We start from the raw sequence: 15,174 nt of genomic DNA, 5'->3' as shown, positions 1-15,174 counted from the left end.
GATCAGATTCCTTGTTCGCTGAGCCACAGGTTCAAGGCAGCCAGTTGCCAGAGCTTGGAGCCGCGCAGCGGCGTCAGCTGGCCGTGGGGATCGCTGAGCAGGCGGTCGAGGGCGGCGGGGTTGAACAGGCCGCGGTCCTGGCTGGGGTCAAGCAGCAACTCACGCACCCAGTCCAGGGTTGCGCCCTGCAGGTGCTTGAGGCCCGGCACCGGGAAGTAGCCCTTCTTGCGGTCGATGACTTCACTGGGGATGACCAGCCGCGCCGCTTCCTTGAGCACCTGCTTGCCACCGTCGGGCAGCTTGAAGCGCGCCGGGATGCGCGCCGAGAGCTCGACCAGGCGATAGTCGAGGAACGGCGTGCGCGCTTCCAGGCCCCAGGCCATGGTCATGTTGTCGACCCGTTTGACCGGGTCGTCGACCAGCATCACCGTGCTGTCCAGGCGCAGGGCTTTATCCACCGCATCGCTGGCGCCGGGCTGGGCGAAGTGCTGGCGGACAAAGTCGCCGGCGGCGTCGTGATCGAGCAGCCAGGGCGCTTGCACGGTGGCGGCATAGTCGTCGTAGCTGCGGTCGAAGAACGCCTCGCGGTAGGCTGCGAACGGATCGCGCGCGCCATCGACCTGCGGGTACCAGTGGTAACCGGCGAACAGCTCGTCGGCGCCCTGGCCGCTTTGCACCACCTTGCAGTGCCTGGCCACTTCCCGCGACAGCAGGTAGAAGGCAATGCAGTCATGGCTGACCATCGGCTCGCTCATGGCGCGAAAGGCCGCGGGCAACTGCTCGATGATCTCCCGCTCATCGATGCGCAATTGATGATGGCGGGTACCGTAGTGGCGGGCGATCAGGTCGGAGTACTGGAACTCGTCGCCGCGCTCGCCGCCGGCATCCTCGAAGCCGATGGAGAAGGTCGACAGGTCATCGACACCGACCTCGCGCAGCAGGCCGACGAGCAGGCTCGAGTCGACACCGCCAGACAGCAACACACCGACATCCACCGCAGCGCGTTGACGAATCGCCACCGCCTCGCGGGTGCTGTCGAGGACGCGGTCGCGCCAGTCTTCCAGGCTCAGGTCCTGTTCGTCGGTGCGCGGGCCGTAGTGCAGGTGCCACCAGACTTGCTGCTCGCAGCGGCCCTGGGCATCGATGCGCATCCAGCTGGCCGGTGGCAGTTTCTCGATATTGGCCAGCAGGGTGCGTGGCGCTGGCACCACGGCGTGGAAGTTCAGGTAGTGGTTGAGCGCCACTGGGTCGAGCACCGGGTTGATGTCGCCGCCCTTGAGCAGCGCCGGCAGGCTCGAAGCGAAGCGCAGGCGTTCGCCGGTGCGCGACAGGTACAGCGGCTTGACCCCGAGGCGGTCGCGGGCGAGGAACAGCTGCTGGCTGTCACGTTCCCAGATCGCCAGGGCGAACATGCCGTTCAGGCGCGGCAGCATGTCGGCGCCCCAGGCGTGATAGCCCTTGAGCAGCACCTCGGTGTCGCCATCCGAGTAGAAGGCATAGCCGAGGCTTTCCAGCTCGCTGCGCAGCTCGGGGAAGTTGTAGATGGCGCCGTTGAAGGCCAGCGACAGGCCCAACTGGTTATCGACCATGGGCTGCGCCGAGCCGTCGGACAGGTCCATAATTTTCAGCCGGCGATGGCCCAGGGCAATCGGCCCCTGGCTATGGAAACCCCAGGCATCAGGGCCGCGAGGTGCCAGGTGATGGGTGATCCGCTCGACCGCGGCGAGGTCCGCCGGGCGTGGTGGGTGGGCAACAGGGGTGAAACGAAACTCTCCAGCTAATCCGCACATAAGTCCTTACCGGTTTTGCCGTTGGGGAAGGTGCCCGAAACCCGGGCACATGGAAACTGACCGGTGCGGATAGCGAGAGTTTTAGATCAATCGGTTATAAGCGGTAGCTGCAAGCGACAAGCTTCAAGCTGCAAGAGCACGCCGGGTCAATCAGCTTTTAGTGTGTGGCTTGGCGCTTGTCGCTGCTTTTTTACTCCTGATCAATTCACGCAACATGAAGCGATTCGGGTGGCAGGCTTCGGCCACGGCGCGGGGCACCGGCAGCGGCGCGTTGTCGGCCCAGGCGGCGATCAATTCGCCTGAAAGCGGCGCGGTGATCAGCCCGCGCGAGCCATGGCCGCTGTTGATGAACAGGCCCTCGAGCCAGGGGCAGGGGGTGGCGGGAATCTGCCGGGCATCGCGGGCCAGCACGGCGTAGTCGTGGTTGAACTGCGCCTGTTCGGCCAGCGGGCCGACAATCGGCAGGTAGTCGGGGCTGGTGCAGCGAAACGCGGCGCGGCCCTGCAGCGTATGCGGGTCGAGACTGTGGGCGCCCAGGCGCTGGGCCAGGTCGCTGGAGATCGCCTCAAGCAGGCCAAGGTTGCCGACGTGCTCGCCGGGGGTGGGCGTGAGGTCGGTGCTGTGAAAGTCGAAGCTGGCGCCGAGGGTGTGCTCGCCATTGCGCGGCGGCGCGACATAGCCGTCGGCGCACACCACCGTGGTCAATGCCTGGCTTTGCGCTGTCACGGGCAGGCGGGTGACCTGCCCGCGAATGCGCTTGAGCGGCAACCCGGCGCAAGGCTCGAAGTTGTGGATCTCGGCGGCGGTCGCCAACACCACCAGCGGCGCGCTGGCCAGCAGTTTGTCGCTTTCCCAGGCTTGCCAGAGGCCGTCGACCTTACGCAGTTGCAGTACCTGATGATGGGTCAGCAGGGTGATGTTCGGGTGCTGCAGTTGCGCCTGGCACAGCGCCGGCGGATGCACCCAGCCGCCTTCAGGGTAGAGCAGCCCGCCGCTGTCCAGGGCAACCCCGGCCAGTTGTTCAGCCTGCTCACGGTCCAGGCGTTGCAGCAATTGCGGGTTGAAGGCTGCGGCCAGTTGCTGCTGGCGCTGGTCTTCCTTGGCGTCGAAGGCCAGCTGCAGCACCCCGCAGCCATCCCAGTCCTGGCCGCGCTGCAGGCGTTCGAGCAGCCGCCGGGTGTAGCCGAAACCGCTGAGGATCAGGCGCGACAACGCCGTGCCGTGTGCAGACAGCTTCAGGTACAGCACCCCTTGCGGGTTGCCCGAAGCTTCTGCTGCTGGCGTCGCATGGCGCTCCAGCACCTTTACCTGCCAGCCGCGGGCGGCCAGGCTGGCGGCGCTGGCGCACCCGGCAAGGCCAGCGCCGATCACCAGCGCCTGGCGTGGGCCGCGCAGGGCAGGCGGCCGGGCAAACCACGGCGCGCTGGCGGCCGGTTGCGGCTGCTCGGCCGGCCAGCCATTGAAGGCGCCGCGCAGCACTTCCCATTTCTTGCCGATGCCGGGAATGCGCTTCATGCTAAAGCCCACGGCGATCAGGCCGCGGCGCACCCAGCCGGTGCTGGTGAAGGTGCCGAGGGTGGTGCCGGGCGCTGACAGCCGGCCGATCTCGGCGAACAGCTCCGGGGTCCACATTTCCGGGTTTTTGGCCGGGGCAAAGCCGTCGAGGAACCAGGCATCCACCTGTGCATCGAGCTGCGGCAGTTGCTCCAGCACGTCGCCGATCATCAGGGTCAGGCGCACCCGGCCCTGCTCGAACGCGAACGGCTGGAAGCCTTCGTGCACTGCCACGTACTGGCTCAGCAACTGGCTGCTGAACGGCGCCAGCTGCGGCCACAGGGCCAGGGCGCGACTGAGGTCGGCGCGGGTCAGGGGGTATTTTTCGACGCTGATGAAGTGCAGCCGCGCATCAGCCGGGGCGCACTCGGCAAACAGCTGCCAGGCGCAGAAGAAGTTCAGGCCGGTGCCGAAGCCGGTTTCGCCGATCACCAGGCACTGGCCCGGCTGCATTGCGCTGAAACGCTGGCGCAAGTCGTTCTGGTCGATGAACACGTGACGGGTTTCCTCCAGGCTCTGCTCCTTGGAGAAATAGATGTCGTCGTATTGGCGCGAGTGCGGTCGGCCCTGGTCGTCCCAGTCGATCTGGGCGTATTGGGTTACTTCGGTCATGTTCGGCTCAGCATTGGCAAGAGGGCCATTTTAGCTGATCGGCGCCAGGCTGTTTGACCTGTGGCAGGCTTTGTTTTGTGCCGACAAAGGTTTCGACAATCCGCTAGTCTTGCTTATCCAAGTAGGGAGCCTGGTATGTTCGAATCCGCTGAAATTGGTCACGCCATCGACAAAGACACCTATGACGCCGAGGTCCCGGCGCTGCGTGAAGCGTTGCTGGAGGCGCAGTTCGAGCTCAAGCAGCAGGCGCGTTTCCCGGTGATCGTACTGATCAACGGCATCGAAGGTGCCGGCAAGGGCGAGACGGTCAAGCTGCTCAACGAATGGATGGACCCGCGCCTGATCGAGGTGCGCACCTTCGACCAGCAAACCGACGAAGAACTCGCCCGTCCACCGGCCTGGCGCTACTGGCGGGCACTGCCGGCCAAGGGGCGGATGGGCGTATTTTTTGGCAACTGGTACAGCCAGATGCTCCAGGGCCGCGTGCATGGCCAGTTCAAGGATGCCGTGCTCGACCAGGCCATCCGCGGCGCCGAGCGCCTCGAAGAAATGCTCTGCGATGAAGGCGCGCTGATTTTCAAGTTCTGGTTTCACCTGTCCAAGAAGCAGATGAAAGCCCGCCTCAAGGCGCTCAAGGACGATCCGCTGCACAGCTGGCGGATCAGCCCGCTGGACTGGCAGCAGTCCGAAACCTACGACCGTTTCGTGCGCTTTGGTGAGCGGGTGCTGCGCCAGACCAGCCGCGACTACGCGCCCTGGCATGTGATCGAGGGCGTCGATCCGCATTACCGCAGCCTGGCTGTGGGCAAGATTCTGCTCGAAGGGCTGCAGGCCGCGCTCAAGTCCGATCACGGGCCGATCCACCAGGCCAACATCGCGCCGCTGGGTGAAAGCATCGACCAGCGCAGCCTGCTCGGCAGCCTCGACCTGAGCCTGCGCCTGGACAAGGACGACTACCAGGAACAACTGATTACCGAACAGGCGCGCCTGGCCGGCCTGCTGCGTGACAAGCGCATGCGCCGCCACGCCCTGATTGCCGTGTTCGAAGGCAACGATGCGGCGGGCAAGGGCGGTGCGATTCGCCGGGTGGCGGCAGCCCTCGACCCGCGCCAGTACCGCATCGTGCCGATCGCTGCGCCCACCGAAGAAGAGCGCGCACAGCCGTACCTGTGGCGCTTTTGGCGGCACATTCCGGCGCGTGGCAAGTTCACCGTGTTCGACCGTTCCTGGTATGGCCGGGTACTGGTCGAGCGGATTGAAGGCTTTTGCAGCCAGGCCGACTGGATGCGCGCCTATGGCGAGATCAACGACTTCGAAGAACAACTGAGTAATGCTGGCGTGGTGGTGGTGAAGTTCTGGCTGTCGATTGACGAACAGACCCAGCTCGAACGCTTTCAGGAGCGCGAGCAGATCCCATTCAAGCGCTTCAAGATCACCGAGGAAGACTGGCGCAACCGCGAGAAGTGGGGGCAGTACGCGGAGGCTGTGGGCGACATGGTCGACCGTACCAGCACCGAGATTGCGCCCTGGACCCTGGTCGAGGCCAATGACAAGCGCTGGGCGCGGGTCAAGGTGTTGCGCACCATCAACCAGGCGCTGGAGGCGGCGTTCAAGAAGCACAAGAAATGATAGCGGGGGCTGCGAAAGCAGCCCCAGCAGGAACTCAGGGAATGAAGTACTGAATTCTTTTCCGCATTCTTGCCTGTCTCGCCACCAACCCAGCCCGTAGAATCCAGTTTCCCCCCACCAAAGGGCTATCGAGGCTGGTTATGCATATTTCTTCCGGACGCTGGGTCTACGGTCTGTCCTTGTCGCTGCTGACCGCCGTGCTCTGGGGCATCCTGCCGATCAAGCTCAAACAGGTGCTGCAGGTGATGGACCCGATCACCGTGACCTGGTTTCGCCTGCTGGTGTCCGGCGGCCTGTTGCTGGCCTGGCTGGCGGCAAGCAAGCGCCTGCCCTCGTTCAATGGCCTCGGGCGCAAGGGCTGGGGCCTGGTGTTGCTGGCTACCTGCGGCCTGGTGGGCAACTATGTGCTGTACTTGGTCGGGCTCAAGCTGCTCAGCCCCGGCACCGCCCAGCTGGTGGTGCAGATGGGCCCGGTGCTGTTGCTGGTGGCCAGCGTATTCCTGTTCAAGGAACGCTTTAGCCTGGGGCAGGGCATGGGCCTGGTGATCCTGCTGCTGGGCTTTGGCCTGTTCTTCAATCAACGCCTGGATGAGCTGCTCACCTCCCTGAGCGTCTACACCACCGGCGTGCTGACCATCCTCCTGGCGACCTCCATCTGGGTGTTCTATGCCCTGAGCCAGAAGCAGCTGCTGACGGTATGGAACTCGATGCAGGTGATGATGGTGATCTACCTGTTTTGCGCAGCCTTGCTGACCCCTTGGGTGCATCCGTTGGAGGCGCTGCAATTGAGCTCGCTGCAAGGCTGGCTGCTGCTTGCCTGCTGTTTGAACACCCTGGTGGCCTACGGCGCGTTTGCCGAAGCCCTGGCGCACTGGGAAGCCTCCAAGGTCAGTGCGACCCTGGCGGTGACGCCGTTGATCACCTTCGTGGCGGTGGCCCTGGCAGCCTGGTTCTGGCCCGACTTTGTCCACGCCGAGCAGATCAACACCCTGGGCTACATCGGTGCGCTGGTGGTGGTGCTGGGCTCGGCGCTGACCGCCCTGGGCCCGTCGATCATGGCCGGCTGGCGGGCCAGGCGCGTTCGCCTGGCCCGGTGATTCAGCCCTTGGCGCCCGGTTCGAGCATTTTTTCCGGGCGCACCCACTGGTCGAACTGCTCGTTGCTCAGGTAACCCAGGCTCAGCGCCGCCTCGCGCAGGGTGGTGCCTTCGCTGTAGGCCTTCTTGGCGATTTCTGCCGCCTTGTCGTAGCCAATGTGCGGGTTGAGCGCGGTCACCAGCATCAGCCCGCGCTCCAGGTGCGCGGCCATCTGTTCGGGATCCGGTTCGATCCCGGCAATGCAGTGCTGCTGGAAGTTGCTGCAACCGTCGGCCAGCAGTTCGATGGACTGCAGCAGGTTGTGGATGATCACTGGCTTGAACACGTTCAACTGCAAGTGCCCCTGGCTTGCCGCAAAGCCGATCGCGGTGTCGTTGCCCAGCACCTGGCAGGCCAGCATCGACAGGGCCTCGCACTGGGTCGGGTTGACCTTGCCGGGCATGATCGAGCTGCCCGGTTCGTTGGCCGGCAGGCGTACTTCGGCAATCCCGCCGCGCGGCCCGGAGCCGAGCAGGCGCAGGTCGTTGGCCAGTTTCATCAGGGCCACGGCGAGGGTTTTCAGGCCGCCGGCGAGGGTGGTCAGCGGTTCATGCCCGGCCAGGGCGGCGAACTTGTTCGGTGCGGTAACAAACGGCAGGCCGGAAAGCGCGGCGAGCTCGGCGGCGATGGCTTCGGCAAAGCCGTGCGGGGCGTTCAGCCCGGTGCCGACGGCGGTGCCGCCCTGGGCCAGCTCGCACACCGCCGGCAAGGCCGAACGAATCGCCCGCTGGGCGTAGTCGAGTTGGGCGACATAGGCCGAGAGTTCCTGGCCGAAGGTGATCGGTGTGGCGTCCATCATATGGGTGCGACCGGTTTTCACCAGGTGCTGGTGGCGCGCCGAGAGTTCCGCCAGCCCCGACGACAGTTCGGTGATCGCCGGCAGCAGCTTGTGCTGCACGGCCTGGGCGGCGGCAATGTGCATGGCGGTGGGGAAGCAGTCGTTGGAACTTTGCGAGCGGTTGACGTGATCGTTGGGGTGCACTGGCGTTTTGCCGCCACGGCCATTGCCGGCCAGTTCGTTGGCACGACCGGCGATCACTTCGTTGACGTTCATGTTGCTCTGGGTGCCACTGCCGGTCTGCCAGACGACGAGCGGAAACTGGTCGTCCAGTTGCCCGTCGAGCACTTCGTCGGCGGCTTGTTCGATCAGTCGGGCGATGTCCGCCGCGAGGTCTCCGTTGCGGTTGTTGACCCGTGCCGCGGCTTTCTTGATCAGTGCCAGGGCATGCAACACCGCCAGCGGCATGCGCTCCTTGCCGATGGCAAAGTTGATCAGCGAGCGTTGCGTCTGGGCACCCCAGTAGGCCTGGTCAGGAACTTCGACCTGCCCCAGGCTGTCAGTTTCGATACGGCTCATGCTGCGCTCACTCCCTTGTGGTCTGAATTCGCAGTTTAGGTCCTTATTTGGCGTAGCGGTTCCATCGCGCGTCGACCCACTTGAGCACTGTGCCACTGTCGGCGCAGAATGCTCTACTCTGGGGTACTACCTCCTCTGTCTATTGAAGGAATTCCGATGACCCGTCTTCGCGCCCTCTGCACTGCTGTAGCGCTGGTCTGCGCCAGCGGCCAGGTGCTTGCAGATACCGCCAGCCACAACGCCAGTGCTGAAAAATTCCTCATGATGGCGCATGCCGACAAGCTCGGTACTCCGGTCTACATGCAGGTGCAGCAAATGTTTGCCCAGCGTTTCGAACAGACCAAGGCCCCAGCCTCGAAGAAATCCGTGCTCGACAGCTACCAGGCCAAGGCCAACGCCGCCCTGGACCAGGCCATCGGCTGGAACAAGCTCAAGCCGGACATGGTCAAGCTCTACACCACCACCTTCACTGAAAGCGAACTGAAAGACCTGGTCGCCTTCTACCAGTCGCCTCTGGGCAAGAAAGTCCTCGAGAAGATGCCGCAGGTGACCCAGCAATCGGCGCAGCTGACCCAGCAGAAACTGGAAAGCGCGGTACCGGTGGTCAACAAGCTGCTGGCTGACATGACCAAGGAACTCGACCCGAACGCCGGCAAGGCCGCCGCGCCAGCCAAGAAGTAAGCAGCGGAGCCCGACATGACCATGCAGCAAAAGATCGAGCACAGCCTGCAAGCGCTGGCACCCACGCACTTGCAGGTGCTCGATGAAAGCCACATGCACAGCCGTGGGCAGCAGACCCATTACAAGGCGGTGCTGGTGAGCGAGCAGTTCGAGGGGCTGAACAGCGTCAAGCGCCACCAGAAGGTGTATGCCACCCTCGGTGAGCTGATGAGCGAGTTTCACGCCCTGGCGCTGCATACCTACACACCGCAGGAATGGCAGAAAATCGGTGTCGCCCCGGCGTCGCCGACCTGCGCCGGTGGCAGCAAGCACTGATTTCCTCGTCAGGTTTTTGCTAGAATGATCAACGCGCCGCTTGTCGGCGCGTTTTTATTTGGCATCCGGTCCGCCCTTTGCGAGGGTGACCACCTGGAGAAGTTACTGCATGTCCCAAGCTATCGTCGTTGCGGCGCTGTACAAATTCGTCACCCTGAAAGATTACCTCGAGCTGCGCGAGCCGCTGCTCGAGAGCATGATGGCCAATGGCATCAAGGGCACCTTGTTGCTGGCCGAGGAAGGTATCAACGGCACCGTCTCCGGTACCCGTGAAGGCATCGACGGCCTGCTGGCCTGGCTGCGCAGCGATGCGCGCCTGGTGGATATCGACCACAAAGAGTCCTATTGCGACGAACAGCCGTTCTACCGCACCAAGGTCAAGCTCAAGAAAGAGATCGTCACCCTTGGCGTGGCGGGCGTTGACCCGAACTACAAGGTCGGTACCTACGTCGAGCCCCAGGACTGGAACGCGCTGATCAGCGACCCTGAAGTGCTGCTGATCGACACCCGCAACGACTACGAAGTGGCGATCGGCACCTTCGAAGGCGCGATCGACCCCAAGACCACCACCTTCCGCGAGTTCCCCGAGTACATCAAGGCCAACTTCGACCCGGCCAAGCACAAGAAAGTGGCGATGTTCTGCACCGGCGGCATTCGTTGCGAAAAAGCCTCCAGCTATATGCTCGGCGAGGGTTTCGAAGAGGTCTATCATCTTAAGGGCGGGATCCTCAAATACCTCGAAGAGGTGCCACAGGATCAAAGCCGCTGGCAGGGCGACTGCTTCGTGTTCGACAACCGGGTCACCGTGCGTCACGACCTGACCGAGGGCGATTACGACCAGTGCCATGCCTGCCGCACCCCGATCAGCGTGGAAGACCGTGCGTCCGAGCACTACTCGCCAGGCATCAGCTGCCCGCATTGCTGGGACAGCCTGAGCGAAAAGACCCGGCGCAGCGCCATTGACCGGCAGAAGCAGATCGAACTGGCCAAGGCGCGCAATCAGCCTCACCCGATCGGTCACAACTACCGCAAAGCTGCCGAGGCCTGATTGATGTCCGCACGCCTGCTGTATGTGATGGACCCGATGTGCTCATGGTGCTGGGGCTTTGCCCCGGTCGCCGAGGCCCTGATCGCCCAGGCACAGGCGGCGGGCGTGCCGACCCGGGTGGTGCTCGGCGGCCTGCGTTCCGGCAGCCGTGCGCTGGATGCCTCGACCCGCGGCTACATCCTTGATCACTGGCAGGCGGTACACGACGCCACCGGGCAGGATTTTCAATTCGAAGGCGCACTGCCTGACGGTTTTGTCTACGACACCGAGCCTGCCTGTCGGGCCCTGGTCACCGCCCGTAGCCTTGACCCGCAATACGTGGGTGCCTTGCTCAAGCTGATCCAGCAAGCCTTCTACCAGCGCGGCGAAGACGTCACTCGTGCGCCCTTGCTGGTAGAACTGGCCGAGCAGGCCGGTTACCAGCGCGCCGCCTTTGCCGAAGCCTTTACCAGCGCCGAACAGCGCGCGGCCACGGCGGCGGACTTCACCTGGGTCCAGGACCTGGGCATTGCCGGTTTCCCGACCCTGCTGGCCGAACGCAATGGCCAGCTGGCCTTGCTGACCAATGGCTATCAAGCCCTCGAATCGCTTGAGCCGCTGCTCGGCCGCTGGCTGCAGCAGGCCGCCTGTGCTTGACCTGCCGGGTTCACCCGACCCGGTACCAGGGCCAGGCCCTGTGCATGCTGATCGCTTGAGCTGGGCAGAAATCCGCCGCCTGGCCCTGCGCCATAAAAAAGCCCTGTGGATCGCCAACGGCGTGGCCGTGCTGGCGGCGTTGTGCAGTGTGCCGATCCCCTTGCTGCTGCCGTTGCTGGTCGACGAAGTGCTGCTCGGCCATGGCGATGCCGCGCTCGAATGGATGAACCAGTTCCTGCCCGGCAACTGGCAGGTTGCTGGCGGCTACATCGGCCTGATGCTGGTATTCACCCTGACCCTGCGCTGCGCCGCCCTGGCCTTCAACGTGGTGCAGGCCAAGCTGTTCGCCGGCCTTGCCAAAGACATCGTCTACCGCTTGCGCATTCGCCTGATTGAGCGCCTCAAGCGCATTTCCCTGAGTGAATACGAAAGCCTGGGCAGCGGTACCGTGACCACCCACCTGGTCACCGACCTGGACACCCTCGACAAGTTCGTCGGCGAAACCCTCAGCCGCTTCCTGGTGGCCATGCTGACCCTGACCGGCACCGCCGCCATCCTTATGTGGATGCACTGGAAGCTGGCGCTGCTGATCCTGCTGTTCAACCCCTTGGTGATCTTCGCCACGGTGCAGTTGGGCAAGCGGGTCAAGCACCTGAAGAAGCTTGAGAACGACAGCACCTCGCGCTTCACCCAGGCGCTGACCGAGACCCTCGACGCGATCCAGGAAATCCGTGCCAGCAACCGCCAGGGCTATTTCCTCGGCCGCCTTGGCCTGCGCGCCCAGGAGGTACGCAACTACGCCGTCGCCTCGCAGTGGAAAAGCGACGCGAGCGGGCGTGCCAGCGGCTTGCTGTTCCAGTTCGGCATCGATATTTTCCGCGCTGCGGCGATGCTCACGGTGCTGTTCTCGGACTTGTCGATCGGGCAGATGCTGGCGGTGTTCAGCTACCTGTGGTTCATGATCGGCCCGGTCGAGCAACTGCTCAACCTGCAATACGCCTACTACGCAGCTGGCGGCGCCCTGAGCCGGCTCAACGAGCTGCTGGCGCGGGCCGACGAGCCGCAATACCCCGGTGGCATCGACCCGTTCAAGGGCCGCGACACTGTCGGCATCGAGGTGCAGGGCCTGCGCTTTGCCTACAACGACGAGCCGGTGCTCGACCAGCTCAACCTGTCGATTGCCCCCGGCGAAAAGGTCGCCATCGTCGGCGCCAGTGGCGGTGGCAAGAGCACCCTGGTGCAACTGCTGCTGGGCCTGTACAGCGCCCAGGCCGGGACCATCCGCTTTGGTGGCTCGACCCTGCAGGAAATCGGCCTGGAAACCCTGCGCGAGCATGTTGCGGTGGTGCTCCAGCACCCGTCGCTGTTCAACGACACGGTGCGCGCCAACCTGACCATGGGCCGCGACTGCAGCGATGATGCCTGCTGGCAGGCGCTGAACATCGCCCAGCTCGACGCTACCATCGCCGCCTTGCCGCAAGGCCTGGACAGCGTGGTTGGTCGCTCCGGGGTGCGTTTGTCCGGTGGCCAGCGTCAGCGCCTGGCCATTGCGCGGATGGTGCTGGCCGAGCCCAAGGTGGTGATTCTCGACGAGGCCACCTCGGCCCTGGATGCGGCCACCGAATACAACCTGCACCAGGCCCTCACCCGTTTTCTCAGCGCCCGCACCACGCTGATCATTGCCCACCGCCTGTCGGCGGTGAAGCAGGCCGACCGGGTGCTGGTGTTTGACGGCGGCCATGTCGCCGAGGACGGCGATCACCAGCAATTGATCGCCGAAGGTGGCTTGTACGCCAAGCTGTACGGCCATTTGCAACAGAGTTAGGGCAAATTGGTTAGCAAGTGAGAAAAGCTCTGCAGGATTAATGGCAAATAGCCTAGGCTGTGCTTTGGTAGGTGGGATTCATCCGGCTCTGTTGCAAGGGACCTCATGAAGCGAAAACGGACTCTCGAAGCGCCAAAGTTGTTGGGCATTATCTGGCCATTTGTTGCTGTGGTGCTGTTTCAGGCCTTGCTCGGGAGCATCAGCCTGTACGCGCTGTCGGCAGTGCGTGGTTATGTGGCGGGCGAGAGCCTATGGTCCAAGGGCCAGAAAGACGCCATCTATTACCTCAATCAATACGCTGACAGCCGCGACGAGGCGGTCTTCAGGAAGTATCGCAAGGCCCTCGCCGTGCCCCAGGGCGGCCATGACCTGCGCGTGGCCCTCGACCTGCCGACCCCGGACATCGACGCCGCGCGCCGTGGCATCCTCCAGGGCGGCAACCATCCCGACGACGTTTCCAGTGTGATCTGGCTGTACCTGAACTTTCATCAGGTCAGCTATATGCAAAAAGCCATCGAACTGTGGGCGGTCGGTGACGGATTCTTGCGTCAGCTGGACGAAGTGGCCGAGCAGATGCACAGCGGTTTTCGCACCGGCCAGGCCGACGCCCGCAGTGTTGCTGGCTGGAAGGCGCAGATTGCCGCGATCAACGATGCCGTGACCCCGGCCGCGCGGGCGTTCAGCGATGCCCTGGGCGAAGGCTCGCGGATGTTGCTGCGGGTGCTGCTGGTCACTAACCTCGCTACTGCGCTGTTTCTGATTGCCCTGGCCTGGATGCGCTCGAGCAAGCTGCTGGCCCAGCGCCAGGCCTTTGCCAATGCCCTTGAGGTGGAGAAGGAGCGGGCGCAGATCACCCTCGAATCGATCGGCGATGGCGTGATCACCACCGATGTCGAAGGCTGCATCGCCTACATGAACCCGGCCGCCGAGCAGTTGACCCACTGGCATGCCGCCCAGGCCCAGGGCCTGCCGCTGGCGGCGCTGTTCAGCCTGCTCGACGAGAACGCCGAAAAAGACAGCCTGACCCTGGTCGAGCGCGTGCTTGAAGGTGGCCTCAAGGGTGGCAGCGAACACACCAAGTTGATCCAGCGCCTGGACGGCAGCACCGTGTCAGTGACGCTGGTGGGCGCGCCGATCATGGCCGAAGGCAAGGTCAGCGGTATTGTCCTGGTGCTGCACGACATGACCCAGGAACGCCAGTACATCGCCAACCTGTCCTGGCAGGCGACTCACGACGCCCTGACTGGCCTGGCCAACCGTCGCGAGTTCGAATATCGCCTGGAGCTGGCGCTCAACGCCATGGCGCGCAAGCCGGCACGGCATTCGCTGATGTTCCTCGACCTGGACCAGTTCAAGCTGGTCAACGATACCTGCGGCCATGCCGCGGGCGATGAACTGCTGCGCCATATCTGTGCGGTGCTCCAGGCCGGCCTGCGCGAAGGCGACACCCTGGCGCGGCTGGGCGGCGACGAGTTCGGCATCCTCCTCGAAAACTGCCCACAGGAGCAGGCCGAGCGCATTGCCGAGAGCCTGCGACAGGCCGTGCAGAGCCTGCATTTCGTCTGGAAAGGGCGACCGTTCATGACCACCGTGAGCCTGGGCCTGGTGCATATCGCCCAGGGCCCGACCACCCTCGAAGCTTCGCTGCGGGCCGCCGACATGGCCTGCTACATGGCCAAGGAGAAGGGCCGCAACCGCGTACAGGTGTACCACGCCGACGACAGCGAGCTGTCCATGCGCTTTGGCGAGATGGCCTGGATCCAGCGCCTGCACGTGGCCCTGGAAGAAAACCGCTTCTGCCTGTATGCCCAGGAAATTGCCGCCCTCGGCCCCCATGAGGGCGCCGGGCATATCGAGATTCTGCTGCGCCTGCATGACGAGAGCGGGCGCATTATTCTGCCCGACAGCTTCATCCCCGCCGCCGAGCGCTATGGCCTGATGACTGCGCTGGACCGCTGGGTGGTGCGCAGTGTGTTCAAGGTCATCCGCCAGTGCCTGGACGAGCAGCGCGAAGGCCCGTTGGCCATGTGCGCGATCAACCTGTCGGGCAGCAGTATTGGTGACGACAAATTCCTTGAATACCTGCAACGGCTGTTCAGCGAGTTCGCCATCCCGCCGCACATGATTTGTTTCGAAATAACCGAAACCAGCGCCATCGCCAACCTTGGCAGCGCCATTCGCTTTATCAACGAGCTCAAGGGCCTAGGTTGCCGTTTCTCGCTGGATGACTTTTGCGCCGGTATGTCGTCGTTCGCTTATTTGAAGCATTTGCCTGTAGACTTTCTGAAAATCGACGGAAGTTTTGTCAAGGACATGCTCGATGACCCGATCAACCGGGCCATGGTCGAGGTGATCAATCACATCGGTCACGTGATGGGCAAACGCACCATTGCCGAGTTTGTCGAAACCCCGTTGATCGAGCAGGCCCTGCAGGAAATTGGCGTCGACTACGCCCAGGGATACCTGATCGAGCGGCCACAGGTGTTCACCTGTGACAGCTTGCAGCGCAAACGGATTGCTGCAAGGCCCCTGTTGTTCAAGGCGCCGGGGACCTTTCGCTGAGATCCACCGATAATCACAAGGAACAAGGA

The 15,174-nt window shown here is 63.7% G+C and carries 11 protein-coding genes; 8 read left to right on the top strand and 3 right to left on the bottom strand.

The genetic code is table 11. The annotated features are described in order from the left end of the window. Positions 1 to 2 precede the first annotated feature (2 nt). Both LOY54_RS20310 and mnmC read right to left on the bottom strand, forming a co-directional pair. Positions 3 to 1,790 carry an N-acetylglutaminylglutamine amidotransferase gene (locus LOY54_RS20310; RefSeq protein WP_258607713.1) on the bottom strand — a complete coding sequence of 596 codons (1,788 nt, stop codon included), beginning with the start codon at positions 1,788 to 1,790 and terminating at the stop codon, positions 3 to 5. A gap of 150 nt (positions 1,791 to 1,940) precedes the next feature. Continuing rightward, positions 1,941 to 3,956: a bifunctional tRNA (5-methylaminomethyl-2-thiouridine)(34)-methyltransferase MnmD/FAD-dependent 5-carboxymethylaminomethyl-2-thiouridine(34) oxidoreductase MnmC gene (gene mnmC / locus LOY54_RS20305; protein WP_258607711.1), complete on the bottom strand. Its 2,016-nt coding sequence runs from the start codon at positions 3,954 to 3,956 to the stop codon at positions 1,941 to 1,943. Between the two features lie 135 nt (positions 3,957 to 4,091). On the opposite strand from mnmC, the gene pap reads away from it, so the two are divergent. Both pap and LOY54_RS20295 read left to right on the top strand, forming a co-directional pair. Then, positions 4,092 to 5,585, top strand: a complete 1,494-nt coding sequence (gene pap, locus LOY54_RS20300; RefSeq protein WP_045195420.1) for a polyphosphate:AMP phosphotransferase — start codon at positions 4,092 to 4,094, stop codon at positions 5,583 to 5,585. A gap of 140 nt (positions 5,586 to 5,725) precedes the next feature. After that, positions 5,726 to 6,682 carry a DMT family transporter gene (locus LOY54_RS20295; protein WP_258607709.1) on the top strand — a complete coding sequence of 319 codons (957 nt, stop codon included), beginning with the start codon at positions 5,726 to 5,728 and terminating at the stop codon, positions 6,680 to 6,682. 1 nt (position 6,683) lies between these two features. Here LOY54_RS20295 and LOY54_RS20290 read toward each other — a convergent pair whose 3' ends face one another. Further along, complete coding sequence (locus tag LOY54_RS20290; protein ID WP_045195415.1) at positions 6,684 to 8,078, bottom strand: class II fumarate hydratase; 1,395 nt, start codon at positions 8,076 to 8,078, stop codon at positions 6,684 to 6,686. A gap of 156 nt (positions 8,079 to 8,234) precedes the next feature. On the opposite strand from LOY54_RS20290, the gene LOY54_RS20285 reads away from it, so the two are divergent. The 6 genes from LOY54_RS20285 (at position 8,235) to LOY54_RS20260 (ending at position 15,145) form a co-directional block, all read left to right on the top strand. Next, positions 8,235 to 8,759 carry a DUF2059 domain-containing protein gene (locus tag LOY54_RS20285; RefSeq protein ID WP_093380399.1) on the top strand — a complete coding sequence of 175 codons (525 nt, stop codon included), beginning with the start codon at positions 8,235 to 8,237 and terminating at the stop codon, positions 8,757 to 8,759. Between the two features lie 15 nt (positions 8,760 to 8,774). Next, positions 8,775 to 9,074 carry a BolA family transcriptional regulator gene (locus LOY54_RS20280; RefSeq protein WP_123567170.1) on the top strand — a complete coding sequence of 100 codons (300 nt, stop codon included), beginning with the start codon at positions 8,775 to 8,777 and terminating at the stop codon, positions 9,072 to 9,074. A 109-nt stretch (positions 9,075 to 9,183) separates the two neighbouring features. Next, positions 9,184 to 10,122 carry a rhodanese-related sulfurtransferase gene (locus LOY54_RS20275; protein ID WP_045195410.1) on the top strand — a complete coding sequence of 313 codons (939 nt, stop codon included), beginning with the start codon at positions 9,184 to 9,186 and terminating at the stop codon, positions 10,120 to 10,122. A 3-nt stretch (positions 10,123 to 10,125) separates the two neighbouring features. Further along, on the top strand, positions 10,126 to 10,758 hold the full coding sequence (locus LOY54_RS20270) for a DsbA family protein (protein ID WP_045195409.1): 633 nt from the start codon (positions 10,126 to 10,128) through the stop codon (positions 10,756 to 10,758). Beyond that, positions 10,751 to 12,583 carry an ABC transporter ATP-binding protein gene (locus tag LOY54_RS20265; protein WP_258607707.1) on the top strand — a complete coding sequence of 611 codons (1,833 nt, stop codon included), beginning with the start codon at positions 10,751 to 10,753 and terminating at the stop codon, positions 12,581 to 12,583. Before LOY54_RS20270 ends, LOY54_RS20265 begins: the two co-directional genes overlap by 8 nt. A gap of 105 nt (positions 12,584 to 12,688) precedes the next feature. Next, on the top strand, positions 12,689 to 15,145 hold the full coding sequence (locus LOY54_RS20260) for an EAL domain-containing protein (protein ID WP_258607706.1): 2,457 nt from the start codon (positions 12,689 to 12,691) through the stop codon (positions 15,143 to 15,145). The last annotated feature ends 29 nt before the right edge of the window (positions 15,146 to 15,174 follow it).

Origin of the sequence: Pseudomonas sp. B21-032 (assembly GCF_024748965.1) — a bacterium.
In the GTDB taxonomy this organism is placed as follows: domain Bacteria; phylum Pseudomonadota; class Gammaproteobacteria; order Pseudomonadales; family Pseudomonadaceae; genus Aquipseudomonas.
The sequence above is the reverse complement of the archived record's forward strand: the minus strand, read 5'-3'. Positions and strand labels throughout refer to the sequence as shown.